We start from the raw sequence: 25,599 nt of genomic DNA, 5'->3' as shown, positions 1-25,599 counted from the left end.
CCGCCCTGCCCCGTTCATCACGTATTTTCAGGAAGGCGTAATCATGTTGGCTTCCGTCGTACTCAACCTCGAACGCTTCTTTTTTCGTAACCGTTTGCTCACGCTTGCCACACTCGCCGTGGTAACGCTGGTGATGGCAGGCTACGCCTCGCAACTACGCATGTCGGCCGGCTTCGACAAACAGCTGCCGCAGCAGCACGAGTTCATCCAGACCTTCAACAAATACCGTGACGTATTGTTCGGCGCCAACCGGGTCATCGTGGTGCTGCATGCCAAGAATGGTGACATCTGGAACAAGGAGGCAATGACCAGGCTCTACGATCTGACCCAGACACTGTTCTTCATGTCGGGGGTCGACCGTCGCACCGTGACTTCGCTGTGGACGCCGAATACCCGTGCGGTGCAGATCACCGAGGAAGGCATGAAGGCGGAGGACGTGGTCGGTGGTGACGTGACCGTCGGCACACTTGATGATCGTGCCATTGCCGGTATTCGCGAGCGCACGATCATCGGTGGTTTCGTTGGCAGTCTGGTGGCCAACGATTACTCGGGCGCCATGGTGGTGGCCGAACTGGCCGACCCCGACCCGCAGACCGGTCAGCATTTGAACTACCTGGATTTCAGCCAGCGTCTGGAAGATGAGGTCCGAGCCAAGTACGCCGACGATAAGTACGACGTGCAAATCATCGGCTTCGCCAAGCAGATGGGCGACATCAGTGCCGGTGCGAAATCGGTGTTGGGTTTCTTTGCCCTGGCGTTTTTGCTGACAGTAGCGGCCGTGTATTGGTATACCCGCTCCTGGGCACTGACCTTTCTGCCGCTGTGCTGTTCGCTGGTGTCGGTGGTCTGGCAGTTCGGCACCATCACGCTGCTGGGGTTCGGCCTCGATCCGCTGGCTATCCTGGTGCCGTTTCTGGTGTTCGCCATCGGCGTGTCTCACGGCGTCCAGCAGGTCAACTTCATTTCCAAGGAAGTCTGCGCCGGTGCCGATGGCATGACCGCTGCACGCCGCAGCTTTTCGGGCCTGCTGATTCCTGGCAGCCTGGCGCTGATCACGGCCTTCGTCGGCTTCGCCACCCTGGTATTGGTGCCCATTCCGATGATTCGGGAACTGGCGATCACGGCATCAGTCGGCGTGGCCTACAAAATCATCACCAACCTGATCATGCTGCCGGTGCTGGCCAGCTATTTCCGTTTCGACAAAGCCTATGTCGCGCGCGTCGAACACCTGCGTCATTGGCGCGACCAGGTCATGCTCAAGCTCGGGCGCATTGCCGAAACACGCAATGCGGCGTTGGGGGCGGTGCTGTGCCTGATCCTGTTGGTGATTGCCGTGTGGCAGAGTGAGGGCCGACACATCGGCCACGTACTGCCGGGCGCCCCGGAGCTGCATATCGACTCGCGCTACAACCAGGACGTGGAAAGCGTGGTCAAGCACTTCGGTCTTGGCCTCGACCTGTTCACGGTGGCGGTAGAAACGCCAGCCAACGGTTGCTATAACCATGAGGTCATGGCCTACACCGACCGCCTGACCTGGTACCTGGCCAATGTGCCGGGCGTGCTTTCGGCCCAGTCATTGCCGACATTGACCAAGCTATCCGCCTCTGGGGTTAACGAAGGCAACCCGAAATGGGCGGCGCTACCGGTGGATGAGTCGTCCATCGCGGAAGCCGTGCGCCAGGTGCCCGAGGGATTGCGCCTGTACAACGCCGACTGCACCTTGCTGCCGATCAATCTCTACCTGACCGACCACAAGGCCACAACCTTGAAAACGGTAGTGGCAGCCGTGCAGCAATACCGTACCGAGCATCCCATGAATGGGGTCACCGTGCGGATGGCCAGTGGTAATGCCGGCGTGCAGGCGGCCACGAATGAGATCGTCGAAAGCTCCGAGCTACCGATGATGCTCTATGTCTATCTGACCATCGTACTGCTGGTGTTGCTGGTCTATCGCGACTGGCGAGCAATGATCGCCTGCTGCCTGCCGCTGACTCTTGCGACCTTCCTCGGTTACTGGTTCATGAAAGTCCAGGACATCGGCCTTACCGTCGCCACCTTGCCGGTGATGGTGCTCGCGGTCGGTATCGGCGTGGATTACGCCTTCTATATCTACAACCGCCTGCAACTGCATCTGGCCGAAGGCCTGGACATCGTCAGTGCTTTCAAACAGGCGCTGCGCGAGGTTGGGGTCGCGACCATATTTACCGCCATCACCCTTTCCATTGGTGTCGCCACCTGGTCGTTTTCGGCGCTGAAGTTCCAGGCCGACATGGGCCTGCTGCTGACCTTCATGTTCATGGTCAACATGCTAATGGCAATTACCTTGCTGCCTGCGATCGCAGTGATGCTGGACGTGCTGATTCCGCGCAGGGGGCCGGTACGTGCGCCCCTGATGGCGCATTGATTAAGGAGCATAAAAATGCCCAGGAAAAATTTCACTCCCTTGCGCCTGTTGGCCGTCGTCGCGCTGCTGATTGGGGCAAGCCAGGTACTCAATTGCCATGCTGCCAGGTTTACTCCAGCCATGCGTCTGGTGTCCGCGCAACAAGCGCCGCTGGTAGCGGTGACTCGTGTCGGAGAGAAATTGGTCGCGGTGGGTGACCACGGTGTGGTGTTGCTATCGGATGAAGGACGAAATTGGCGGCAGGCTAATGCGGTTCCGGTGGATACATTGCTGACCGCATTGAGTTTTGCCGATGCACATAACGGCTGGGCCGTCGGGCACGGTGGCGTGTTGCTGCATACCGAGGACGGTGGCGAGAGCTGGGTTCTGCAGGCGCGCCTGGAAGGCAACCCGGTATTGCTCTCGGTATGGTTCGAAAACCCTCGCCACGGAATCGTCGTCGGCGCCTACGGCTACGCCAGTGAAACCCACGATAGTGGGCAGAGTTGGCAGCGTCTGGCCGTCAGCGCCGACGACTATCACCTCAATCACATTTTCCCAGGGCCCGATGGCAGCCTTTTCATCGCAGCAGAAGGCGGTATCGCCTACCGCTCGCGCAATAACGGCAGTACTTGGGAAACGCTCGACACCGGCACCAGCGGTTCACTCTGGAGCGGCATGACGCTTGAAAACGGGCGCGTGCTGCTGGTCGGCATGAGCGGACGCGTGCTGCTCAGCGACGATCGCGGTGATACCTGGCATGACCTGGAAAGCGGCAGCCATGAAGCCATCACCGCCATAACGCAACTGCGCGATGGGCGCGTGGCAGTGGCTGGCAACGCAGGGCTGGTGAGTGTCGCCGATGCGGGCTTGCAGCGTTTTCACGCCACTGTGCGCCCGGACCGTCTGAACCTTGCCGCCGCGGTATCGCCAGGCAATGACCAGTTAATGCTGTTCACCTCTCAAGGCGTGCTGAAGCAGGACCTGAACGGACCTCATTAAGTGGATAGGCGCGGAGTAAGAAGGCGCACTTTAAATCTGGCCGGGGATCGCGTGAATCATTTTTCAGCGCACTCACTGGCCCGGCAACACAGAAATCAAGTTGGCAGAGGGCGGATCAAGCAATGGATGAAAAACAAGAACACGTGGCAACCGTGCCCCCACCGAGTGGCGGAAAATTGAGTCGGCGTGGCTTTCTCGGCGTGGCGGCCGGAGCCATGGCGGTGGCTGCAATGCCGGGCGAGGCTGCTGCGCTAACGGCAAACAGCAACGATGTGCTTGATGTCGTCATCATCGGCGCCGGTCTGGCCGGGCTTACCGCCGCGCGCGACTTGCGCCTGGCCGGCTGCGAGTCTTTTGTCGTACTGGAGGCCCGTGATCGGGTCGGTGGCCGGACCTTTAATCATCAGCTGAGTGGCGGTTATATCTCTGAAGCGGGCGGGCAATGGATAGGCCCGGGGCAGACGGCGGTGGCAGATTTGGCCCGGGAGCTGGATATCGCCACCTTCACGACTTACTACCAGGGTGAAACGGTATTCCTCGCGGGTGACGGGCGGGTGGCGATGGATCTGCACGGTAGCTTCGGCACTGACGTAAACATCGCCGCGAAGCTCGATGAGCTGGCGCGCGGTGTACCTTGCGGGGCACCGTGGAAGGCGGCGCGTGCGGCCGAACTGGACAAAATGTCGCTAGGCGACTGGCTGGTCACGCAGGACCTCAAACCGGAGGACAGGGTCGGCTGGGATATGGCCTCCCAGCTTTCAGGCGGAGTGGCGCCGGCCAAAATGGGGTTGCTGCATTTTCTGTCGATGATCAATTCGGCTAACAGTCGTTACGAACAGCTCGACTCAATCAAGGGCAGTGCTCAGGAAACCCGCTTTGTCGGAGGCTCACAGATTTTGAGCCAAAAGATGGCTGAGGCCTTGGGCGATAAGGTCCGCTTGTCGACACCGGTACGCGGTATCAGTGGATGGGATCAGGCCGAGGTCAGCCTGCACACCGACCAGGGGCTGTTGCGCGCCCGCCGGGTGATCATGGCGATTCAGCCGGCCTTGTGTAACCGAATAGATTTCAGTCCGGCGTTACCTGAACGGCGTAGCGAAATGCAGCGCCGCTGGCCGGCCTACTCGCCTGGGCGCAAGACGGCCCACGTGTATGCCAAACCCTTCTGGCGTGATCAGGGATACAACGGACATATCATCCAGGCCAATGGTCCGTTGCTTTGGGCGTACGACAATTCGCCACCGGATGGTTCCATCGGTGTGATCAATGCCTTTGTCACTCAGTCCGGGCTACCGAGCGATCCGAAGCAGGCAGAGATCATGCTTTCGGAGTTATTCGCCCAAGCGCTAGGCAAAGAAGCCCTGAATCCGCTTGAGTTTCACGATCTCGACTGGGGTCAAGAGCCTTGGACCATCAGCTGTGTCTCTGCCATCCCGCCTGGATTCTGGACGGAGCACGGTGAGGCCTTGCACCCGCCAGTAGGCCATCTGATCTGGTCAGGCACCGAAACCGCCGATATCTGGGCCGGCTATATGGACGGTGCCGTGCGCTCGGGCCATCGCGCCGCGCTGCAGGCACTGCAAACCTTACGGCAAGTCGGTTAAGGGGGGACTGAAATGGAGCTTATGCAGCAGAGCAAAAAACACGGTGTAGCACGGCGAGCGCTCATCATCAGTGGGCTTGGGGTGTTGGCCGTGCTGACAATGGTCGGCAACAGCTATGGCCCACAAGTGCTGGACGCCTATCGATTCAGCCAGGCCATAGAAACGGCGAGCCGGGAAAGTGTCGCCAACCACGGCCCCTGGCCGCAACTGAACGAAACCTGCATGAATTGCCATGGCAACAATGGCAACCCACAGACGCAAACCTACCCACGCCTGGCCGGCCAGCCGACGGCCTATTTGACTGCGCAACTGACCGCCTTTGCCAACGGTCAGCGCGCCAACCCCACCATGTCGTCACTGGCGATAAACCTCTCGGAGGCTGAAATCGGCTCGCTGGCCGCCTATTTCGCCGCACAGACCGCCGCCTCCAACTCAACGTTTGCAGCCGATCCGGTACGCCAGGAAAAGGGTGAACTACTGGTCAAGTCGGGGAATTGCGCGGCCTGCCACGGCGCTGAGTTAACTGGCCAGGCTGCTTTCCCACGTCTTGCCGGGCAAGGGTATGACTACCTGGTCAAACAGCTGACCGATTTCAAGCACGGCAGCCGCAAGTCTATCGGCGATGCAATGGCGTTTACCGCCACGCTGTCGGACGAAGACATCAAAAATATCGCCAACTACCTGGCCATTTACCAAGGAGATACACATGCACAATGATCGACGTGAGTTTCTGAAAACAGCCAGCGTACTGGCGCTATCGACAACGCTGGGTAGCCTGTCGACCCAGGTTGCAGCAGCACCCGCGAATGTTCCTGTCAGCCAACCAGCCGCTGCACCTTTGGGTATACGCAGCAGTGTGCCTGGCAAAAAAATCGAGCTGAACGGCGTGCACTACCACGTCGCCGATCAGGGGAGCGGCGACAAAGTCGTGCTGTTGCTGCACGGCATGCCCGACACCTCGAACGTCTGGGACCATCAAATACCCGCACTGGTGCAGGCCGGCTACCGGGTGATCGTCCCGGACATGCTCGGTTATGGCGAAACCGACAAACCACAAGACCCGCAGCGCTATGGTCTGGCAATGATCGTCGGCGACATGATCGCTCTGCTGGACGCTCTCGGCCTCAAGCAAGTGGACCTGATTGGCCATGACTGGGGCGCCGCTACCAGCTGGGAATTGGTACTGAATTTCCCCGAGCGCTTCCGCCGGTACGCGGCGCTCTCGATCGGGCATCCAGACCAGATGATGTACATGAACTCAATCGCCGAAGTGAAAGACAGTTGGTACATGTACCTGCCGACGCAGGCAGCGGCTGGGGCGCTTTATGCCGCCAATGAGGGCGCCTTTTTCAAGCAGTTCATCATGCCCACCCATCCTGAGATCGACGAAGTCTGGTCGCGCCTGAAAAATCCAGAGGCGATGCTCGGCAACTTGAATTGGGATAGAGGCAATCCCATGGCCACGGCATATCTGGCTGCCCTTGATAGCGCCGCAGCCCCGCGTAAATGCAGCGTGCCCACACTGGGCCTGTGGAGCAGCGGCGATGCCTATGTGTGGGAGTCTCAGGTGAAGCTGAGTTCGAGATTCATGTCTGCGCCCTGGCGTTACGAGCGCATCGAAGATGCCTCGCACTGGATGATGCTTGATCGTCCGCAACAGGTGAACACGCTGTTGCTCGATTGGTTCAAAAACGCCTGACTTCTGATCAAGGAAAAGACAAATGCACGCGCTGGAACTTCGTATGACTCACTCGTTGTTTGCGGCCAATGGCCGACGCCTGGTTGGCTGGGTCGCCATCATTGGCGCACTGTTGGGTTGGACCACCGTCGGTTTGTATGGGGCCGCAACTGGCGGTGACTTCTCGGTGGTCTTCAAACCCGAAGTCTTTCTGACCCTACCGTCGCAGGCGCACACCTATCTCCACTGGGCGATGGTAGTGGATACCCTGGGGTTTTATTTGCCCTTCCTGATAGTTGGCGGCTATCTCTGGTCGCTGCTGCGCAACGAACACGGCGCAATCATCGACATGGCCACGCTGTGCATCGTCACCTACGTGGCAATGGGCATTGCCGGCGCATCCATTCTATTCGCCACAGTGTCGCCGCTCGCGGCCCTGCATACGGCGGGTGATGCGTTGAACAAGGCCGCCAGTGAAGCAGCCTGGTTGGCGGTGGCAAATGCGGCACAGCATGGCTTGTGGATTATGGAGGGTCCGGTCATGGGCTTCTGGGGGCTGGTCATCGGCAAGGCCATGCGTGCCTCAGGCATGGCATATGGGCGCCTGTTGATGGTAGTCGGCGCTTGCTATATCAGCGCCTTTTTCACCGGTGTGCTGGGATTGGAAGAAATGGAGGGAATTATCCAGGCGGTCTTCTTTATTCTGTTGCCACTGTGGGCATTGCTGACCGGCATCGCACTGTCGCGCCAACGTGATCGCTGAGAGGCAGTAATATGAAGCTCGTAGGCACCCTCCTTCTCGGGCTCATTGCCCTGCCGCTGGCTGCATCGGCGGCAGGGGTCAGCAGCGACAAGCCCAATATCGTTCTGGTGTTGATGGACAACCTTGGTTATGGCGAGCTTGGCGTTTATGGCGGCGGCATCGTCCGTGGTGCGCCGACGCCACGGATCGATGCGCTGGCGCAAGAAGGTGTGCGTTTCACCAACTTCAATGTCGAACCACAATGCACGCCCAGCCGTGCGGCGTTGATGACGGGACGCTATGCGGTGCGCACCGGGAACGGCTCGGTCCCGATCGACACGCCGCTTTACGGTCTCACACAGTGGGAGATCACCATCGCCGAAGCGCTGTCCGCCAAAGGTTATGCCACGGCGGCTTACGGCAAATGGCACCTTGGCCATACCGAAGGACGCTTTCCTACTGATCAGGGCTTTGACGAGTGGTACGGCATTCCAAACTCGTCTGATGAAAGTTACTGGGCCGACAACCCGCTGGTCGACGGTAAATCGGTTCATCCTTTCGTCCGGCCCGAATACATCATGGAAGGCAAAAAGGGGGAAGCGCCGAAGCAGGTCAAGCGTTATGACCTTGAGCAACGGTCGCTGATCGACGCAGAGCTGACAAGACGCGGCATCGACTTTATCAGCCGCCAGAGCAAAGCCGGCAAGCCGTTCTTCCTCTATCTTCCGCTGACCATGGTGCACTACCCGGTTATCCCCAGCCCCGAATTCAAGGATAAAACCGGTAATGGCGAATTTGCCGACGTGCTGGCCCAGACCGATGCCTATATGGGGCGCTTGCTCGACGCTCTCGACAAGCTTGGTGTGCGCGACAACACCTTGGTGATCTTTACTTCAGACAACGGTCCGGAATTTTCCTTGCCCTACATCGGCTCCAGCGGTCCGTGGCGCGGCACCTACTTCACCGGGCTGGAAGGCTCGTTGCGCGTACCTTTTATTGCCCGTTGGCCGGGCAAGGTGCCGGCAGGTGGAGTCAGTAACGAGATCGTCCATGAGATGGATATCTTCCCCACCCTCGCGCGCCTGGCCGGTGCCGAGGTCCCGCAGGACCGCATCATCGACGGCCTGGACCAAAGTGATTTCTTGCTAGGCAAGACCGATAAATCGAAGCGCGAGAGCTTGGTGGTCTATGTCGGTAACGACATCTATGGCGTCAAGTGGCGCAACTGGAAAGTCATGAGCAAGGAGGTCGGAGCCGGTTATGGCGATCCAGTGCGCAGCTACAGTGTGCCGTTGTTTTACAACCTGCTGACTGACCCGAAAGAGGAGCACGCCACAGATCCGCGCTTTATGCAAAACCTCTGGGTGCGCTTCCCGGCTTTTCAGGTCATAGCGGAGCACATGAAGTCTTTACATCAGGAGCCGCCGATCCGTCCGGGTACGCCCGATCCTTATGAACCCGGACATTGATGGAATTTCAGTCAGCCCCCTCGCCGCCGGGGGGGTAATTGTTCCCCCGCATCTTCAGGATGCCCCTTAGAGCATTTCACTTTGCCGCGTTTTGCAACCCGGATGAGCATCACCAGCTTTTTGGCCTGACCAACCACGACGATTCCGCCGTCATCAGGGGATCAACAATCAAACCCTAATTTGAAGTGAAAAAATGTTCAAAGATAAAGTAGTCGTTATCACCGGTGCAGGATCAGGTATTGGTCGAGCATTGGCCCTGCAGTTTGCCGAGGCCGGCGCGCGTCTCGCGCTGTCCGACATCAGTCAGGTCGGTCTGAACGAAACACTGGCGCTCTTAGCCAAGTGCGGCACGGGTAGCGCCAAGGGCTACATTCTCGACGTGTCCTCCTGGGAGGCCTTCCAGGCCCATGCCGCCGAGGTGAACCGCGACTTTGGCGCGGTGCACTACCTTATGAACAATGCCGGTGCTGCGCTGTTTGGCACGGTCGCGCACACCTCCATTGAAGAATACGAGTGGCAACTGGGTATCAACCTGTGGGGCGTGCTTTACGGTACCAAGGCCTTTTTGCCGATGATGCTGAAACAGCGCGAAGGCTGCATCGTCAACATTTCCAGCATCTTCGGTCTGATCGGCTTCCCCACCCAGAGCGCTTACAACATGTCGAAATTCGCCGTGCGCGGCCTGACCGAGTGCCTGTGGTCGGAACTGGAAGGTACCGGTGTGCGCGCCATTTGCGTCCATCCCGGCGGCATCAAGACTAATTTCGAAAAAGCCGGACGCCGCGTCAAGGAGGCAGGTGCCCAGGAGGAGTTAATTTGCAGCCACGCCGAGAGGATGTTGCTGACCCCACCGGAAGTGTGCTCGGCCGACATCATCAACGGCATCCGAAAAGGCAAAAAACGCGTCATCACCGGCAACAAATCGACCACCATATTCTGGATGGCGCGGCTCTTTCCAAACTTCTATCCGGCACTGCTAAAGCTGCTCACGCGCTGATTCGGGCCAACAATAAAGCAAGCAAAGATCTGCCAGAGGCGTGCCTGCAAGCCCTGAGGGAAGCGCACAAACAAATCATCGTGAATCAGATCGCGAGTGCATGGCTCACCCACAAGCGCTCTGCGGCTTGAAAGAAGTTGCACTCCTCATGCACGGCCTCGAAGCACAGTGCATACCTGATATGTGAAAGGTTCAGTTCTGGATCAGGGGTAACGATTCAGTACCGAGCCATCGAAAGGCCGCGTAGTAGTTAGTTTGACGAGTACAAGGAAATTCACCGAGGACGATATGAAAAACTTTTGGATACCTGCACTCCTGATCGCCCTCACAGGCTCAGTGTATGCCCAAGACAAACCCAACGTCGTCGTCATGCTGGCCGATAACGTTGGCTATGGAGACATCGGCGCCTATGGCGCGGGTGAGGTTCGCGGTATGCCGACCCCAAGTATCGATCAGCTTGCCAGCGAAGGCCTGCGCTTTACCCAGTTCCTGGTGGAGCCGGGTTGCACGCCCTCCCGCGCGGCGCTGCAAACCGGGCGTTATTCGCCCCGTTCGGGTCTTGGCAGCATCATTGTCGGGGGCACGCCGAACACGCTCCAGGCCAGTGAAGTGACGCTGGGAGAGTTGTTCAAGAGCCAGGGTTACGCGACGGGCTACGTTGGCAAGTGGCATCTGGGGGCAAGCGAGCAAAGTTGGCCGACCCGTCAGGGCTTTGACCAATTCCGGGTCGGCGTCATCGAGACGACCGACGGCACCCTGTACCGCGACAGCATGCAGCGTACCGGGCTGCCTGAAGGCGTCATCGCTGCGTCCGAGCCCGGCATCTGGGAATCGGAGGTAAACGGCACTCTGAAGAAGGTCCGACCCTACACGGTGGACTACCGACGTCAGGTGGAGGGTGACATCGCCACTGCGGCGGTGGAGTACATCGGGCGCCAAGCCAAAGCGAAGGAGCCTTTCTTCCTCTTCGTCGGCTGGACCAACACGCACTACCCCTCGCTGGTCGCCCCCGAGTTTGTCGGCAAGTCGCGCAGCGGTCCGTATGGCGATGCGATCATGGAGCTCGACCATCGCACCGGCCAGGTGCTGGACGCGATCAAGACTGCCGGCGTCGAGGACAACACCATCGTGATCTGGCTATCTGACAATGGGGCCTCGCCCACGGCGGGGCCGGCCGAGTTCCGCGGCGGCTCGAATGGCCCGTTCCGTGGCGAGGTTGGTGATGCGCTAGAAGGCTCGTTGCGTGTGCCCGGTATGATCAAGTGGCCGGGCAAGATCGCGCCGCGCGTGAGCAACGCGATGGTGTCCATCCATGACGTCTTTCCGACGTTGGCAAAAATCATCGGCGCGGATATCCCCCAGGATCGGCCCATCGACGGCGTGGACCAGAGCGAATTCTTCACTGGCAAACAGGCCAGCTCGAATCGCGTAAGCCTGATCACCTTCATCGGCGACCAGATCGTGGCGGTGCGTTGGCGACAGTTCCGTATCTATCCGCAGCAGTTCGTCAGCTCCGCCGGTAATCCGGCCATGGCCGGCGCCGCCGGCTACCGTGCCGAACTGAATGGTTATCCGTCGATCTTCAATGTCGAGCAAGACCCGCGTGAGGAGGTCAACACCGTCGCCGTGAATGGCTGGGTTATTGCGCCGTATATGAAGTTGATCGGCGAGTACCTGAAGTCACTTGAGCAATATCCAAATCCCAAAGCAGTCAATCTGACGAAATTTGGTGGGTGATGTCCGTGAAGAAGCCGTGGCGTGTCCAAAGGCCAACAAACAAACGGCTACAGCCGTGAGAGACAACACGCGGCAATGCGCCGATGCACAACTGAAAGGAGAAACAATATGAATTCCGTGGCCTATCCTGCGTGGATCCGAGAGCTACATGAGAGCGAAATTTTCGGTGAAGCGCTCGCGCTGGCGCTTATCGCCGTGGCCAAAAATCAACGCGACGAGTACCACTTCGGCACCTTGCTTCAACTTGAAACCGAAACAAAGGCGCGCTTGCGCCCGTTCTTGGTCAAATACGGTATGTCCCTGAGCGAGAACATAGATCTCGGTGATGTCGAGGCAATAGTCAACGCGTATAAATCAACAAATAACCTCCTGGAGTTTTCCGCCGTCATCAAGCCTACTGTGCAGGGTTTTCTGTCCCGCTTTGAAGAGATCGCTCGCATTTGCCCCGAAGAAGATCGCGACGTTACCGAATCAATGGTTCGCCACGAGTCAGCAATCCTGAAATGGCTTGCAATGGAAAGCGAGGGTAAATCTGAGGAGTCCCTGGATGAGATGATAGGCGAGTTGCGCTATCCCCTGCCCAAGCCTTGAAATTCATCTGGGCGAGACGGTTTGCAAGATCCCGAATTTTGATACTCACAAGTCGCGTGACGGGGAATCCGAGCTCAGAAATTAACCGCCTGCCCATAAAGATTGTGGCAAGACCATCTGATTAACCGACGAATAAATAGAACAAAGGAACTTTGATGATCACCTACTCACCTTCATGCAAAAATGATGAACTCACTTACATAGGCTCACCTGAAAGTTTAGGCGGAAAGACGCTATCTGAAACAGAAATCAAACTTTATGCGCGCTCAGACTTTGGCGGTGGAAACCTCCCCTTGACTGCAGGATTGTTTGAAACAACAAAAGGCCGCTTTAGCTTTACTTATCCATTTAGCGAACTGGCAACGTTAGTCGACGGTGAGCTTGAGATTACCGATGAGTCAGGCAATAGCGTTACCTATAAGGGTGGTGATGGCCGTAGTTGGTTTATTGCCAAAGGGGAAACCGTTGTCTGGCATGTGAAGTCAGATACGGCGCGCAAGAGCTTTCTCTCTGCGATTACGGATATTTAGACAACACGACCGCAGGAGCTGCGCGCGACCGCCGCTCAATAACACACCCGCAAAAATTCCTGCCCTTTAAAAGCCGTCAAATAACGATCTACAGGAAAAGACGATGAGTAAAGATGACATCCACTTAAAATCGAATCGGCGTGACTTTATCAAGGGTGTAACTGTCGGCGCTTTGGCGGCAGGATTGTCGAGTCATGTTTCACTCTCGTCTGCCGTTGATGCTCCTCGAGGTAAAACGCCATTCGATTACGATGTCCTGATTGTAGGTGGTGGGTTTGCTGGAGTTACCGCCGCTCGCGATGCAAAAGAAAATGGGTATCGCTGTGTCATTTTGGAAGCGCGTAATCGTTTAGGTGGCCGTACTTTTTATCAAGCGCCCTTTGGCGATCAAGAAGTAGAGTTGGGTGGCACTTGGATTCACTGGATGCAGCCCTTTGTGTGGGCCGAAACGATGCGTTACGGTTTAGAGATTAAAGAAACGCCGGGGGCAACGGCGGAACGTCTTATTCAAATCAAGGATGGCAAAAGAATCGAGCCCGATATCGTTAAACTTTTTACCGACTTGTATGCCGGCGGTAAAAAATTAGCGATAAAGGTATGGCCATTTGGCCGCGGCCATTTGACGCCGACTTTAGCATGGAGGAAATACTGAAAGCAGATAGCGACAGCATTCATGACTTGCTAAATAGTTCCGACTTGACACCTGATCAAATTGAAATATTCCAACGACTATTAAGCGGCGGCGTGAACTCAAAAACGACCTATGTATCGGCCAATGAAGCCTATCGAATTTTCGCTCTGTGCGGACAAAACATCGCTTCATACTATGATACAAATGCGCGTTACCAGCTAAAAGAAGGCACCATTTCGTTGATCAATAAAATGATTGAAGATGGCAAGCCAGAAGTAAGATTAAATACACCCGTTAAAAGAATTGAACAAAAATCAGACCACGTCGTTATCACTACTCGCGCAGGTGAAATCCTTACCGCGGCGACGTTGGTCTGTACGATACCCTTAAATGTACTGAAAGATGTTGAGTTTTCACCATCGTTAGATCCAGGCAAATTGGCAGCTTCCAAAGAGGGGCATCCTGGAAAAGGCTTCAAGGTATTTGCGCAAACAAAAGGTGAGGCTCCAAAAGTGTTGTTGTATGGCAACAAGGACATAGGATTTGACGAAGCTTTAACCTATCACATAGGCAAAGAAAGCTCTTTGATAGCGTGCTTTGGAAATGATCGAGCAGACTTTGACACTAACGACGCTGACAAGATGCAGAAAGCATTAGAGCAATTTTTGCCCGGCATCGAAGTAACTGGTTCCTATGGTTATGACTGGATTGCAGACCCTTACTCGCAAGGAACCTGGTGTGTATGGCGTCCGGATTGGTATAGGAAATACGGTAAAGGTTTGCGGGACGGCGCAGAAGGTCGGGTTTTCTTTGCTAGCGCTGACTTCTGCGCAGGCAACCGAGGCTATATTGATGGCGCGATAGGCTCGGGTATCAAGGCGGCTCAACAAATAAAAGAGCTATTAGGTTAATCGACAGAAATAGCGGGCGATAAAACCGAGTACAACACCCGCCCCTTCCAGTACGGTGTTGTCATGTAGTGGTCAACTAATCCCGGACACGACGTTAAGTTTTTCTTCGGCCCGAGCTGGCGCCAGCCCACCGTTGAATTGATGGGGTCGAATCCAGTTTTACCGATGCATCAAAAAATGGCTGATATCGCGCTGAGCTTCTTGAACAAATCTGTAGCCCACGGTCGGTATCCATTCCGTTTTCAAGCTGCGGAACACGCGCTCCATCGGCGCATTGTCCCAGCAATTTCCCCGGCGACTCATGCTCTGACGCATTCGATAACGCCACAGCCGCTGGCGAAATAAACGACTTGCATACTGCGACCCTTGATCCGAGTGAAACAGCAGACCTTGAGGCCTTCCACGTTGCTCGTAGGCCATATCCAGCGCTTTGATAACCAACTCGGCGTCCGGCTTTTCCGACAGCGCCCAGCCCACCACCCGGCGCGTACAAAGATCCAGCACGACAGCCAGGTAATGCCATTTCCCCTGGGCCCAGATGTAGGTGATGTCGCCGCACCAGATCTGGTTGGGTGCCGGAACATCGAACTCCCGATTCAAGATGTTCGGGATATCCAACCGTTCAACCGTCGCTCGTTTATAGGCATGTGATCCGGGCTGTTTACTGACGAGGTCAAGCTCGCGCATCAGGCTGCGCACTTTGAATCGTCCGAGCTGCTCACCGTCTTCACGCAGCATCGACAAGATGCTGCGACTGCCCGCAGCACTGCGACTTTGCGTGAACAGTTCATTGACCCGACTGCGCAGCCGAAGCCGCTCAACGTCGGGAGTCCGGCGCCTGAGACGCTGGGCGTAATAACACGAGCGAGTGACTTCAAACACCTTGCACAGCCAATCAATCGGCTCGTGGACGCTCAGTTGGTCAATCAGCGCGAACGCTCGTGATCTTCCGACATCAAGAGCGCGGTAGCCTAATGAGATGGTCACCCCCACACCTTGAGAGAGCTAGGCTTTCCCAGGGGGTTACGTTTCGGAGGCCATCATCATGAGCGAGTTAGCAATGGTCGGGATTGATCTCGGCAAACACAGCTTTCATCTGCACGGTCAGGACAAGACAGGCCGGGAGGTGTTTCGTAAGAAACTCTCACGTCAGCAGATGATGCAGTTCTTCAGCAACCTTCCGGTATGTACCGTGGTGATGGAGGCCTGTGCTGGAGCGCATTTCGTTGCTCGCCAGCTGATGGTCATGGGGCATGAAACCAAGCTGATTTCCCCTCAGTTCGTTCGCCCTTACGTCAAGGGTAACAAAAACGATTTTGTCGATGCCGAAGCCATCTGCGAAGCGGCATCACGCCCGTCCATGCGTTTCGTTTCGCCTAAGACCGAAGCCCAGCAGACACTTTCGGTTTTGCATCGTCTACGAGAGTCACTGGTGCGAGACCGCACCAAAACCGTCAACCAGATGCATGGTTTCCTGTTGGAGTTCGGGATCAGCCTACCCAGAGGGTTGGCCATCATGAAGCGCCTGCCGGTCATCCTGACTCAGCATGAGCTGCCCATTCGTCTCATGACACTCTTGGATCGTTTGCGCGAACACTTCAACTACCTAGACGGCCAAATCAGGGATTTGGATAAGGAGCTGGCCCGCCAACTGGCTGACGATGATCTTGGCAGTCGTTTACTGAGCATTCCATGTGTCGGCCCGATCACCGCCAGCCTGTTGGCTGTGGAAATGGGCGATGGCAAGCAGTACGCATGTAGTCGTGACTTCGCTGCATCCATTGGCTTGGTGCCAAGGCAATACAGCACCGGGGGCAAGGCCACTTTGCTGGGAATCAGCAAGCGCGGTGACAAAAATCTCAGGCGATTATTGGTTCAGTGTGCTCGAGTTTATCTTCAGCAATTGAAGATCCAGCATGGTGCGTTGGCAGATTGGGTTCGCTCGCTGCTGATACGACGGCACTCGAACGTGGTGGCCTGTGCCTTGGCCAACAAACTGGCTCGGATCGCTTGGGCGATCTCAGCTGGTCATGGAGTATTTAATGCAGGGCCAGATGCCGTGGCTATCTGACTCAGCTGTTGTTCTAGTGCCACGAACCACTTTCAGGTTTTGCGATAGCTGAACAATGGATGACGTGAACGGCCCACCGGCCTGGCGAAGAACCTGCTTTAAAAATCGGCTCTGCAAGAAGCCGTTAGCCTTTTCAGGATCGTCAGGCGCGACTCTCATCATGGCGCGGGTGACTCACCCAATAGACGCCGGATAGATTTAAGCAAGCCAAGCACTTCGCCCACGAATCAGCATTGCAAAAACGGGGGTGACCATAGATTTTTTAATATCGATTTCTCTCGCTCAAGCCGAGCGATACGAGCTTCCAGTTCCTGGATTTTCTGCTGTTCCGGGGTCAGGGCTTTGCTCTGCGGAGTGACGCCTTGGCGCTCCTGCTGAACCTGATCAACCCAACGACGCAGGGCCGACTCACCGACACCCAGTGAACGGCTGGCTTCGATGTAGCTGTAATTTTGCTTGAGCACGAGGTCGGCAGCCTCGCGTTTGAATTCAGCAGAAAAGGAACGGCGTTGTTTGGTCATATGACACCTCGATCTGGCGAGCATTCTCGCCTAAATGGGTGTCCGGTTTCATTAGACCACTACATCATCCCCTGCCGTGCACTTAGCATTGAAGAGCTCGCCCCTGTCGGTTCGCAGGCCTGGTATGTGCAGGTCGGCTTGCCAAAAGACCGACGGTGCTGTGTAGCATCGTGCGTGATGCGGGGCAAAATCTCGGTATTTACGCCCGCGCCGTACAATCAAGCTATGTCGCGGTAGGTGATTTGGTGGAGTTGCTGTAAGACCATCGGTTCCGATCCTGGCCGGGCTTTGTTGACAGATTCCCGGCTGATTGGTGGCTCGCCTGGTCACAGCTGAGCAGATCATCAGTAATACTCTGCTTTGCCCCCCGGTCATGGGGGGTGGCTGCGGCTCGTCCAGTCCCTAGCCTGTAGACTGAAACCGCCGCGTCCTGCGGAATGGTCTGCACAGCACGCAGGAACCCAGCCATGCTTCCCCCCCAAACCCCACCTCAGGGCCTGCACCTGATGGCCAAGCCGATCGGGCCGATCTGTAACCTCGATTGCAGCTATTGCTTCTATTTGGAAAAAGAGCAGCTGTTCCCGCCCCGCGAACGTTTCAGCATGCCCGACGAGGTGCTGAGTGCGTATGTTCAGGGTTATATCGCGGCGCAGAACAGCCCCGAAGTGGAGTTCACCTGGCAAGGCGGCGAACCGACCCTGCTGGGGCTGTCGTTTTTCCAGCGGGCGCTGGCCTACCAGCGTCAGTTCGCCGGCGGCAAGGTCATCCGCAATACTCTGCAGACCAATGGCACCCTGCTCGACGACGACTGGTGCGCTTTCCTCGCTCGCGAAAAGTTCATGGTCGGCTTGAGCCTTGACGGTCCACGCGAGGTCCATGACCTCTATCGGCCGGACAAGCGTGGGCGCTCCAGTTTCGACGACGTCATGCGCGGCCTCGGCCTGCTTAAGCAGCACGGCGTCGAGTTCAATGTGCTGGTCACCGTGGCTCGTGAGGTTGCGCGTTATCCGCTGGAAATCTATCGTTTCCTCAAGGCCCAAGGGGTTCGGCACATTCAGTTCAACCCGGTGGTGGAATGCCAGCCCGGTGCCGCGGAAGTCGAGCAAGGCCTGCACTTTGCCACTCCGCCGGAACTGCGCTTGCACAGCCTGTCCGAGCCTGCGGCAGTGACTGCGCAAAGTGTCGAGCCGGAAAGTTATGGCGACTTTTTAATCGCCATCTTCAACGAATGGGTGCGCCAGGACGTCGGCGCCATCCATGTGATGAATTTCGAATGGGCGCTGGCTTCCTGGTGCCAGCTGGCACCTTCGGTGTGCCTGTTCAGTCCGCGCTGTGGCAAGGCTGCGATCGTCGAGCATGACGGCAGCATTTACTCCTGCGATCACTTCATGTACCCGGAATACCGCCTGGGTAATATCCAGACCGACGATCCGGCAGCCCTACTCGCCTCACCCGCCCAGCAGGCATTTGGGGCGGCCAAAGAAGAGACTCTGCCAGCCGTATGCGTGCAGTGCGACTACCGCTTCGCCTGCCATGGCGAGTGCCCGAAGAACCGCTTCATGTCTGCGCCCAACGGCGAGCCTGGCCTGAACTACCTGTGTCCAAGCTACAAGAAGTATTTCCGCCATCTGACGCCCTACATGAACGCCATGGCCCAGCTGGTCAGCCACGGCCAGCCGGCGGCGCTGATCATGCAAGCCTTTGACGGCCCGTTGATCGTACCGCTGTAGCAGCTGGTGAAGCCTGCGTCCGGCTGCACAGGACATTGCTGAACCTGAAATGCCTTAACTGACTGACATCAGAGCAAGCCCCGCGCCGCATCCGGTCGCGAGGCTTTTTCATGCTCGGATCAGTGGATTTTCCTCAACAGAAAATGCGACAGCGCCGGGATCAACACCAACGCGCCGATCATGTTCCAGATGAACATGAACGTGAGCAGGATGCCCATGTCGGCCTGGAACTTGATCGGCGACCAGGCCCAGGTGATCACACCTGCCGCCAGGGTGATGCCCACCAGTGCCACGACCTTGCCGGTAAACGCAACGGAGTTTTTGTAAGCTTCGGTCAGCGACAGACCGGCACGTTGCTGAGCCAGTTGCACACTGAGCAGGTACAGCGCGTAGTCGACGCCGATGCCCACACCCAGGGCGATCACCGGCAAGGTCGCGACCTTCACGCCCATGCCCAGCCAGACCATCAACGCCTCGCAGAGAATCGAGGTCAGCATCAATGGCACCACCGCCACTACCACGGCCCGCCAACTGCGGAAGGTGATGAAACACAGCACGATCACTGCGCCGTACACGTAGAAGAGCATGGTGCGGTTGGCCTCGCGTACGACGATGTTGGTCGCGGCTTCGATCCCGGCGCTGCCGGCCGCGAGCATGAACTGACGATCGTCATTACTGTGTTCGCGAGCGAACTGATCCGCCACCTTCACCACGTGATCGAGCGTCTCAGCCTTGTGATCCGAGAGATAAGCGATCACCGGCATCATCGAGCAGTCGCTGTCGAACAGCTCCGGGTTGTTCACCGAGGCCTGTTGCGCGCCGTAGTTCAGCACGTTCTGGTTGCGGGCGATGGTCAGCATTTTCGGGTTGCCCTCGTAGGAACCCGCCGTTATCTGCCGCACCGCATTGACCAACGACACGGTGGTCTGCACCCCCGGTTGCTGTTGCAGCAACCATCCCAGGCGGTCTGCCTCCACCAGGGTTTCGTACTTCAGGCAGCCTTCGCTGGGCGTTTTGACCATGACCGCAAACTGGTCGCTGGACAGCGAGTAGTTCGCCGTGATGTAGGCGTTGTCGCGGTTGTAACGCGAGTCCGCACGCAGCTCAGGTGCCCCCGGGTCGAGATCACCGATCTTCAAATGCGTGCTGACCATGAAGCCACCCACCGCCAGCAGCCCGGCAACCACCACCGCCACCGTCGCCCAGCGCCGTTCGGTAAAGCGGTCCAGCAAGCTCCAGACATTGCCCAATCCTTTGCCTTTTCGCTCCTGGCTTTCCTGACGCAAACTGCGCGCCGCCGCTTTCGGACTGACGCCGCAGTAGGACAACAACACCGGCAACAGCACCAGGTTGGTGAAGATCAGCACTGCCACGCCGATACTCGCGGTGACCGCCAGGTCCTGAATCACCGGAATATCGATCAGCATCAGCACGGCGAAGCCCACGGCATCGGCCAGCAGCGCGGTGAGCCCGGCGAGGAACAGACGGCGAAAGGTGTAGCGCGCAGCGATCAGCTGATGGGTGCCGCGTCCGACGTCCTGCATGATCCCGTTCATCTTCTGCGCGCCGTGGGATACGCCGATGGCGAACACCAGGAATGGCACCAGAATCGAAAATGGGTCGAGCGCGTAACCGAACAAAGTGATCAGCCCGAGTTGCCAGACCACGGCCACCACCGAGCACAGAATCACCAACGCGGTACTGCGCACGCAGCGGGTGAACAAGTAGATGATGGCAGTGGCGATCAGCGCGGCGGCGCCGAAGTACAGCATGATCAGCAGCAGGCCATCGATCAGGTCGCCCACCAGTTTGGCGAAACCGATCACACGAATCTTGATCGGGCCTTTGCCCTCTTCACCGGCCTTGTGCGTTGCGTTGCTGTCGGCGAACTCGAACTTGTTGCGTAGTTGTTCTTCAAGCATGCGCGAGAATTGGTGATAGTCGATGGCGGCGCCGGTAACGGGATCCTTCTCCAGCAACGGCACTACGATCATGCTCGACTTGAAGTTGTTGCCGACCAGACTGCCGATAATCCCGGAACGCGCGATGTTCAAGCGCAATTGCTCGACGCCACTGGCCGAGCCGTCGTAGGAGTCCGGCATGACCGGGCCACCACGAAAGCCCTCCTCCGTGACCTCCGTCCAGCGCACGGCGGGCGTCCACAATGACTTCATCCAGGCCCGGTCCACGCCCGGGGTCAGGAATAAGGCATCGTTGACCTGCTTGAGCACGTCCAGGTACTTCGGGTCGTAGATGTCGCCTTCAGCGTTTTCCACCACCACCCGCACCGTGTTGCCCAGACCGCGCAAGGACTGGCGATTTTCCAGGTAGTTTTTGATGTACGGCTGACTCTGCGGAATCATCTTTTCGAAGCTGGCATTGAGCGTCAGCCGAGTGGCCGCGAAGTAACTCAGCAGCACGGTCACGATCAGACAGGTCAGCACCACCAGCAGGCGGTTATTGAAAATCAGGCGTTCAAGGAAATTGCCGGAGCGTGCATCGAAGCCCTTGAGCTCTCGGATCACCGGCATCGTATCGAGGTTGTAGTTACCCATGACGTGGTTCGTCTCTTTTTATTGTGTGAAGTGGGCTCATTCGAAGGGTATCTGACGCAGGCCCTGAGCACCCGCGACCACCACGGAGCCTGACCCGATGGCTTGCGCAGCAGCGGCTGGCCCCAGGCGTGTCTGTGGCTGCTGCGTGAAATGCGCGCCATCGTCAGCGCTGACCAGTACGTGACCGGCCTGGCTGACCAGAATGATTCGACCGTCTGCCGTGACCGTGCTCGCGGTGATGCTCGAGGACAGGCCCAGCTCGATTTTTTCCCAGTTCGCACCGTGATCGACGCTGCGGTAAACATTGCCGCGAAGGCCATAAACCAGTACGGCTCCCGGCGTGCCGGTGACACCGAAGTAACTGCCGCTGTAGGGCGTCGGAACGTTAACGAATCGTTGGCTCGCAGGGTCCAGTTTCAAGACCAGGCCTTGTTCGCCGACAATGAACAGGTCGTCGCCGATGGCGCGCATTCCATAGAGGTTTAAAGCTCCTGGATTGTCTGTGCGGTCCATCAACGGCAGCCAGGTCTGGCCGCCATCGTCGGTGCGGAAAATGAGGTTGAAAGCGCCGACGATGTAACCGGTTTTCTCATTGGCGAACCACACGTCCAGGAAGGGTTTATCCGCCCCTTCATCGATCATTCTCTGAGCATCAGCCAGTAGAGCCTCATCCTGTGCCGCTTGCCGCTGATAGTGTTCGAGCATGATCTGCCCTACCTGACGGCCATCGAGCTGGCGCGTCCAGGTTTCGCCATTGTTGTCGCTGTGCAACACAATGCCGTCGTGCCCGACCGCCCAGCCCTGGGTCGGCGTCGGGAACTGCACGGCCACCAGATCGGAGCTCACCGGCACTTCAGCCTGATGCCAATGAACGCCGTTATCATCGGAATAAAAAATGTGGCCGCGCTGGCCCACAGCAATCACTCGCTTACCCGCACGGGCCACCCCGGTGAACGTTCCATTAACGGCTTTTTCACTCTGAATCGCCGGGCTCGACAGCGGGTCGACAAAATCCGCGGCGACCACGGCTCTGGTAAATGGCACGGCCAATGCCACGGCTAGCGCAGTGAGCGTTATCCATCTAAATGCATTCATGAGGTTCACTCGGAAAAAAGCCGCCAAACAGTGCGAGGACACACTGCCGGCGACAAAAAAATACCCGCGTTTATGGCTTAGCGAATACCCGTACCGGCCAGTGATTCAGGTGCCCACTGCGCTTTCGAAAGCGGATCGATGTACTTGATGCCGCCATACGGGCCGTAGATGCCGGTGATGTTGTAGCTGCCGGAGACAAAGTCATAAATCATGTGGTTGTCGGAGTTCGGCGCCTGCACGTCATAGCTGTAAGCGAGGTGTGCGAAGGAGCCGCGGTACAGCTTGCCGCTGGCGTCATATTCATCCGAAGCCAGGGCGATCCAGCTGTCTTCGTCGAGGTAGAAGGTGCGCTTGCTGTAGATGTGGCGTTTGCCCGGTTTCAGCGTGGCCTCGACGACCCACACGCGGTGCAGCTCCCAACGCACCAAATCGGGATTGACGTGGTGCGCCGTGGTGATGTCCGCCGCTTCCTTGTGATAGTTCAGCTTGTAGGTGTTGTAAGGAATGATCATTTCCTTCTTGCCGACGAGTTTGAAGTCGTAACGGTCCATGGCGCCGTTGAATACCCAGGCATCGTCATAGGTCGAGGCACCGGCCGAGCCGGGGTTTGGCGTGTCGTAAGCGATGTCCGGCGCGAGTTTGATCCGGCGCTGACCTGGCAGGTATTGCCAGCCACGACGCTCCATTTTCAGAGGGTTGACCGCATCCTGCACCAGGATGGCTTCGCCTGCGCGGCGGGCCGGGGCCTGGTAATAGAGTTTGGTCTTGAAGAACAGATCGCTCTCTTTCGCCGGCTCTGTACGCTTGGGATCGTAGAGCGGGTATTCGAGATACGCATTACCGGTGGTGGCCAGAATCGCCGTGCCGGCACCGTCGACGTTCCAGGAGTCGTATTTGAAATTGGTGGCGTAGCCCTGATAACGCAGCAGGTGGTTCCACATGGCCTCGTAGCCATCTTTCGGGATCGGGAACGGCACGCCCGGCAACGCGTTTTCAAGCGCTACACCACCCTCGAGGGTTTTGGTGCCGACTGCGTTTTTCGCGGTGTTATCCAGCAGGCGCTGAGGCAGCGCAACGCTGCGATGGGTCGGAAACACATCGACCCGGAACGTCGGATAACGCTTGAGCAATTCCTGCGTGCTCGCGGTCAGTTTGTCGGCGAATTGACCGACGTTTTTGCCGTCGATGACCGCACGCGGCTTGTCGGCCTCGAAAGGGTCTGGACGAAAAGAGCTGCCCGACTGGTAACTGGCTGGCGGCGTGGTGATGCCGCCGGTATAGGCCGGAATGGTGTTGTCGGCATTGCCGGCCTTTTCAGCGCCGACGGCTGTCAGGCTGCTGCCGAGTTTTGCCGCTTCTCCCGGAGAGACGGCTGCGTGTGCCGCGCCGGCGATGGCAACGGTCAAGGCAGTGAACAAAAGCGTGTTGACGAACTTCATGAGTGACTCCTGCTATCAAGCAAAGACTTCGATCAAATGGTCGTTTTGAACGTCAAAGTGACCATGCCCCGATCCTTGAGCTGAGGCTGAGTACCGCCAAAGGCAGTGGTCTGCCCCGGTACGCAGTTGTACTGGCCGTTGGCACCCGGTGCAGCGCCTTGGCCTTGAGCGCTCGCACCACCGGCTGAGCCACAGGTGTCGAACGGACCAAAGTTATCCACGTATTTCAGGTCGAACCGATACTGGTTGTGCACGTCCATGCCGACACCCACCGAATAACTGCCGGAGTCCTTGTTACCCCCCAGCTGGACAGCGGAGTTACCCGAGAGTCCGACGTTGTAAGTGGCCGGCAAGTACATATCGATGCCGGGGAACACCTGATACCAGGTCGGGTTGAAGTTGACGCCCAGGACGTAGTTGTCCTTGGATACCTTGTCGACACCGTGATACCAGTCTTCGCCTTTGAACAACTGCTTGTTTTCCGTCACGTCCAGCCAGCGGCTGTAGGCGAGTTCAACCAGCAAGGTCGAGCTGTCCCACACCGGGGTCGCACCGAAGGTGGTCAAGCCGTTGACGACTGCATGCACGGTGTTGCCTCGGGCCACGCCGTTGTCGCCGTCGAAACTGCTGATGAAGCCCGGCAAACCGGCAGCGCCTGCCGCCGGATTGACGGTTCCCGGCACGCTGGCCAGTGGCATGTTGTGGCGATAGTTCAAGTCGACGCCGACGCTGACACCTTCGATGCTTTTCGACAGACTGAGGCCGTAGACATCGATGTCGTCGACATAGAACTGGTTGTAGCTGCCGGCGTTACCCGAAATCAACTGCGCAGGACCGACAGCCGTTGGTTGCAAGACCAGATTGGGCAGGATGTCGGAGGTTTTGCGGTAGTAGACACCCAGCGTGCCCTGCAGCCATTCCGGGCTCCACTTGGCCATCAGGCCGAAGTCACCATGGTTGTCCGGGGTGTAGGTGTGGCCGTTGTTAAGCCGCAAAAACTGATTGGCACCCAACGGACCGGGCGTGCCGAAACGAGGGTTCTGTGCGGCGACCAGCGACAGGTTATGTCCGCCACTCTGAATGCCGTCGTTAAACCCGAGGTAAGTGCCCGATTCCGGCAACCGCGCCGCATCCCAATCCAGGAAGTACTGCGCGCCGAGGGTCAGCTCCGGGTTAACCGTAAAGCTGGCCGACAACTGATTGCGCGGAATGAACAGCTCTTTGGCTTCTGTTCCCGGCACTGCCAGTGCCTTGGAAAGATCCAGGCCGGACTGGCCGTAACTGTTGCCATGGGCAAACGCGAGGATGCTTTCGCCCCAGTAAACAGTGTGCTTGCCCGCCTTGCCGCTGAGCAGCGATTCATCGCCGACCTCCGTACTGCCAAACACGAAGGCATCGAGAATTTCCGAAGACGGGCCGTTGTAGTAACGATCGGCATAACCACTCTGGTGATGGGAATCCGGCCGGCCACTGTTGAGCTGGTTGGTCGACGCATTGTTGCTGCCGACATCGTCATAAGCATGGTCGTACCAAGTGTTGGCGCTGACGCGAAAGCCGGCCTTCTGTTTGTAAACGACGTCCAGTTCAGAAAGCACATCCATGCGTTGGGAAACCGCACTGCCGGAGGAAAAGTTGCGATCCCCGTCATTGTTGTTCCAGGAATTGGCCAATTTGCTATTGGCTGATTCCACCCGCTGGGCATAGTTGAGCTTCACCGTGTTGTCGAAGCGAACCGCCAGGTCTTCGTTCCCTGTGTTGATTTCCAGTGCGTGTGCCGGTGTTATGCCCAGACCCGCCAGGATGGCTGAAGTCAGCAACCCCTTGCGGAGGTTTGCATGGCAGATCTTATTATTTTTGTTCATCTAACTTGCCACCTGCTCTATGGTTTACGAAAAGTCATGGTTTTGAATCAC

At 57.5% G+C, this 25,599-nt stretch carries 19 protein-coding genes and 2 pseudogenes; 15 read left to right on the top strand and 6 right to left on the bottom strand.

The annotated features are described in order from the left end of the window. Window positions 1-43: 43 nt before the first annotated feature. The 13 genes from JFU37_RS29435 to JFU37_RS29375 all read left to right on the top strand — a co-directional run bounded on the left by JFU37_RS29435 (window position 44) and on the right by JFU37_RS29375 (window position 14,275). Entirely contained in the window at window positions 44-2,404 is a 2,361-nt protein-coding gene (locus JFU37_RS29435) for an efflux RND transporter permease subunit (protein WP_201120634.1), read from the top strand. A 15-nt stretch (window positions 2,405-2,419) separates the two neighbouring features. Continuing rightward, a complete protein-coding gene (locus JFU37_RS29430; RefSeq protein WP_201120633.1) occupies window positions 2,420-3,385 on the top strand; it encodes a WD40/YVTN/BNR-like repeat-containing protein in 966 nt (321 codons plus the stop codon). Between the two features lie 122 nt (window positions 3,386-3,507). Beyond that, window positions 3,508-4,989 (top strand): flavin monoamine oxidase family protein, encoded by a 1,482-nt coding sequence (locus tag JFU37_RS29425; protein ID WP_446739619.1) that lies wholly within the window; start codon window positions 3,508-3,510, stop codon window positions 4,987-4,989. A 12-nt stretch (window positions 4,990-5,001) separates the two neighbouring features. Beyond that, on the top strand, window positions 5,002-5,706 hold the full coding sequence (locus JFU37_RS29420; protein WP_242485861.1) for a c-type cytochrome: 705 nt from the start codon (window positions 5,002-5,004) through the stop codon (window positions 5,704-5,706). Beyond that, complete coding sequence (locus JFU37_RS29415) at window positions 5,696-6,688, top strand: alpha/beta fold hydrolase (protein ID WP_201120632.1); 993 nt, start codon at window positions 5,696-5,698, stop codon at window positions 6,686-6,688. Before JFU37_RS29420 ends, JFU37_RS29415 begins: the two co-directional genes overlap by 11 nt. 43 nt (window positions 6,689-6,731) lie before the next feature. Beyond that, a complete protein-coding gene (locus tag JFU37_RS29410) occupies window positions 6,732-7,430 on the top strand; it encodes a hypothetical protein (RefSeq protein ID WP_201120631.1) in 699 nt (232 codons plus the stop codon). An 11-nt stretch (window positions 7,431-7,441) separates the two neighbouring features. Then, the gene (locus JFU37_RS29405; RefSeq protein ID WP_201120630.1) at window positions 7,442-8,878 is read left to right on the top strand and encodes an arylsulfatase; all 1,437 of its coding nucleotides are present in this window, start codon (window positions 7,442-7,444) and stop codon (window positions 8,876-8,878) included. A 193-nt stretch (window positions 8,879-9,071) separates the two neighbouring features. After that, window positions 9,072-9,875 (top strand): SDR family NAD(P)-dependent oxidoreductase, encoded by an 804-nt coding sequence (locus tag JFU37_RS29400; RefSeq protein WP_201120629.1) that lies wholly within the window; start codon window positions 9,072-9,074, stop codon window positions 9,873-9,875. A gap of 288 nt (window positions 9,876-10,163) precedes the next feature. Continuing rightward, window positions 10,164-11,612: an arylsulfatase gene (locus JFU37_RS29395; RefSeq protein ID WP_201120628.1), complete on the top strand. Its 1,449-nt coding sequence runs from the start codon at window positions 10,164-10,166 to the stop codon at window positions 11,610-11,612. A 108-nt stretch (window positions 11,613-11,720) separates the two neighbouring features. Beyond that, window positions 11,721-12,203, top strand: coding sequence for a hypothetical protein (locus JFU37_RS29390; RefSeq protein WP_201120627.1), 483 nt, complete (start codon window positions 11,721-11,723; stop codon window positions 12,201-12,203). Window positions 12,204-12,358: 155 nt separating this feature from the next. Then, window positions 12,359-12,733 carry a cupin domain-containing protein gene (locus JFU37_RS29385; protein ID WP_201120626.1) on the top strand — a complete coding sequence of 125 codons (375 nt, stop codon included), beginning with the start codon at window positions 12,359-12,361 and terminating at the stop codon, window positions 12,731-12,733. A gap of 103 nt (window positions 12,734-12,836) precedes the next feature. Beyond that, window positions 12,837-13,385 (top strand): FAD-dependent oxidoreductase, encoded by a 549-nt coding sequence (locus JFU37_RS29380; protein WP_201120625.1) that lies wholly within the window; start codon window positions 12,837-12,839, stop codon window positions 13,383-13,385. Continuing rightward, the gene (locus JFU37_RS29375) at window positions 13,370-14,275 is read left to right on the top strand and encodes a flavin monoamine oxidase family protein (RefSeq protein WP_201120624.1); all 906 of its coding nucleotides are present in this window, start codon (window positions 13,370-13,372) and stop codon (window positions 14,273-14,275) included. The genes JFU37_RS29380 and JFU37_RS29375 overlap by 16 nt, the downstream gene beginning before the upstream one ends. 72 nt (window positions 14,276-14,347) lie before the next feature. Here JFU37_RS29375 and JFU37_RS29370 read toward each other — a convergent pair. Beyond that, window positions 14,348-15,247: pseudogene (locus JFU37_RS29370) on the bottom strand (IS3 family transposase); the annotation flags it as partial. Window positions 15,248-15,320: 73 nt separating this feature from the next. Here JFU37_RS29370 and JFU37_RS29365 point away from each other — a divergent pair. After that, complete coding sequence (locus JFU37_RS29365) at window positions 15,321-16,346, top strand: IS110 family transposase (protein ID WP_201120623.1); 1,026 nt, start codon at window positions 15,321-15,323, stop codon at window positions 16,344-16,346. Between the two features lie 260 nt (window positions 16,347-16,606). Here the strand turns inward: JFU37_RS29365 and JFU37_RS29360 are convergent. Then, window positions 16,607-16,867: pseudogene (locus JFU37_RS29360) on the bottom strand (transposase); the annotation flags it as partial. A 467-nt stretch (window positions 16,868-17,334) separates the two neighbouring features. On the opposite strand from JFU37_RS29360, the gene JFU37_RS29355 reads away from it, so the two are divergent. Further along, a complete protein-coding gene (locus JFU37_RS29355) occupies window positions 17,335-18,597 on the top strand; it encodes an anaerobic sulfatase maturase (RefSeq protein WP_201120622.1) in 1,263 nt (420 codons plus the stop codon). 119 nt (window positions 18,598-18,716) lie between these two features. Here the strand turns inward: JFU37_RS29355 and JFU37_RS29350 are convergent, their stop codons facing one another. The 4 genes from JFU37_RS29350 to JFU37_RS29335 all read right to left on the bottom strand — a co-directional run bounded on the left by JFU37_RS29350 (window position 18,717) and on the right by JFU37_RS29335 (window position 25,548). Then, window positions 18,717-21,152, bottom strand: a complete 2,436-nt coding sequence (locus JFU37_RS29350) for an efflux RND transporter permease subunit (protein WP_201120621.1) — start codon at window positions 21,150-21,152, stop codon at window positions 18,717-18,719. Between the two features lie 36 nt (window positions 21,153-21,188). Further along, complete coding sequence (locus JFU37_RS29345; protein ID WP_201120620.1) at window positions 21,189-22,247, bottom strand: WD40/YVTN/BNR-like repeat-containing protein; 1,059 nt, start codon at window positions 22,245-22,247, stop codon at window positions 21,189-21,191. 77 nt (window positions 22,248-22,324) lie between these two features. Continuing rightward, window positions 22,325-23,686, bottom strand: coding sequence for a DUF1329 domain-containing protein (locus tag JFU37_RS29340; protein ID WP_201117135.1), 1,362 nt, complete (start codon window positions 23,684-23,686; stop codon window positions 22,325-22,327). 32 nt (window positions 23,687-23,718) lie between these two features. Then, entirely contained in the window at window positions 23,719-25,548 is a 1,830-nt protein-coding gene (locus JFU37_RS29335; protein WP_201120619.1) for a DUF1302 domain-containing protein, read from the bottom strand. Window positions 25,549-25,599: the final 51 nt, after the last annotated feature.

This window comes from Pseudomonas sp. TH41 (assembly GCF_016650695.1).
Lineage (GTDB): Bacteria > Pseudomonadota > Gammaproteobacteria > Pseudomonadales > Pseudomonadaceae > Aquipseudomonas.
This window is presented reverse-complemented; position numbering and strand designations above follow the sequence as displayed.